Origin of the sequence: Agrobacterium sp. BT-220-3 (genome assembly GCF_025910175.1) — a bacterium.
GTDB classification, from domain to species: domain Bacteria; phylum Pseudomonadota; class Alphaproteobacteria; order Rhizobiales; family Rhizobiaceae; genus Agrobacterium; species Agrobacterium oryzihabitans.
Window position 1 is genome coordinate 1 of sequence record NZ_JAPAIX010000040.1, and the last position, 1,921, is coordinate 1,921.

1 protein-coding gene is annotated in these 1,921 nt (G+C 59.4%); it reads left to right on the forward strand.

Features of this window, described 5'->3' with window-relative positions:
- The first annotated feature begins 1,034 nt into the window (after positions 1-1,034).
- A protein-coding gene (locus OK142_RS25145) for an IS5 family transposase (protein WP_140023322.1) occupies positions 1,035-1,792 on the forward strand; the annotation gives its coding sequence in 2 pieces (ribosomal slippage) (positions 1,035-1,359 and positions 1,359-1,792; 759 coding nt in all).
- Positions 1,793-1,921 lie beyond the last annotated feature (129 nt).

The following is a 1,921-nucleotide window of genomic DNA, read 5'->3' on the forward strand; positions in this document are numbered from 1 at the left end:
TCAACGACCAGAATGACCTGCTCGGGCGCCTCTTCGGACTTCAAAAGGTTAACAAAGCGTGAAAATGCCACCGTTCGCGGGGTAGTCTCAGCCTACTGCAAGGTTTGCGACAAGCCCGGTTATCCTCGTCGACTGGTATGTCGACAAGCTTCCGGCGATCTTGATCTTTGAGAAGTTTGCGCTTTGCCATCGCCCGACTCCATTGATGAGCAATCTGCTCGAAGCGTTGTCGAGTCGGGCCGGACAGAGAAATCAAAATTGGCGCATGTCGGTGGCAATCCACAGAGATCGGATGTTGCACATCGGATCTACGGCATCGTTCCGGTTTCGTTCGGCCCTAGCGTACGATTTCGGACTGCTCTTGTTCTGACCCCAATAAGGTCGCGCGCTGCCTGCCGGGCGAGTTGCCGGACGAGATCGGCGAGGCGGGGGTCGGGTTTGCGGGTGCCAGCAACGCGCGCAATGGCTTCATCCGTGGTCTCGGTGACCAGCCGAAGCTTCGATGGGGTGGTTTGTCGTTGCCGTGCCATTCCCGTGCCGATCCCTGAAGAGCCTGCACAAAGACTACGCAGCATTTACAATGCGTTACAGAGAGGCGCCCGGCGGCGTTTGGCGGGGAATGGAGGGCTGGGTCGGGCATTGGCGTATTCCTGAGCAGCATGGCGTCGCAAAAATACTGGCGCGACGATGTGCGAATTTGCGGCTCGCCAGGGGATTTGAACATCTGCTCGCACAGCAAGACGTTCCAGCCATGTCCTGAGATCAGTCTAACGCGGAGACGCCGCGCATGGCAATGCGGGAAAATGGGCCGCGCCGATGGTGGTTGCTGGTCTCGATGGTGAACCCCTCAGCCCTCTCCGTTCCTCACAGGTCCGGCAGGCCGAGGCTGAGTTGCCGGGCAGCATCGTCAGAGGTGGTTCGGGAAATCTGACAGCCAGGATGAGCGGCTCTTTGCTGCGACCATCGCACTAGGCTCCAGACCCATTGATTTCAGGCGTTTGGCATGATTCAGGCTCCGCAAGGAGACCTGATCGATGAGCAATCTTTACTGGCTGAGCGATGCCCAGATGGAACGCCTGAAGCCGTTCTTTCCCAAGAGTCATCGCAAGCCCCGCGTCGATGATCGCCGCGTTCTCAGCGGCATAATCTTCATCAACCGCAATGGGTTGCGGTGGTGTGATGCGCCGAAGGAATACGGGCCCGCCAAGACCCTCTACAACCGTTGGAAGCGCTGGAGTGACAACGGGGTCTTCGCCCGGATCATGGTCGGCCTGGCCGCTGAGAGCGCCGAGCACAAGACGATCATGATCGATGCGACCTATCTCAAGGCACACCGCACGGCGTCGAGCCTGTGCGTGAAAAAGGGGGGCGCGCACGCCAGATCGGGCGGACAAAAGGCGGCATGAACACCAAACTGCACGCCGTTGCCGATGCCACGGGGCGGCCGATCGGGTTCTTCATGTCGGCCGGCCAGGTCAGCGACTACACAGGCGCCGCGGCTCTTCTGGGCAGTCTGCCGAAGGCGGGTTGGCTGCTGGCTAACAGGGGCTACGACGCTGATTGGTTCAGAGAAGCGTTGAAAGACAGGGGGATAAAGGTCTGCATCCCCGGTCGAAAGTCCCGCAGGAAGGCCGTCAAATACGACAAGCGGCGCTACAAACGGCGCAACCGCATCGAGATCATGTTCGGCCGTCTGAAGGATTGGCGGCGCGTCGCCACCCGATACGACCGCTGCCCGGAAACCTTCTTCTCCGCGATCATGCTCGCCGCAACCGTCTCGTTCTGGCTGTGAAATTCAATGAGTCTGGACCCTAGCTGACAATCCTCATTACTCTCAAAGAAGCGGTGCCCAAAGCCGCGCAAGAGGCGAACTGATCCGGATGTGAAGCGGCTGATCGACAAGCGCGCTGATCAGTTCATC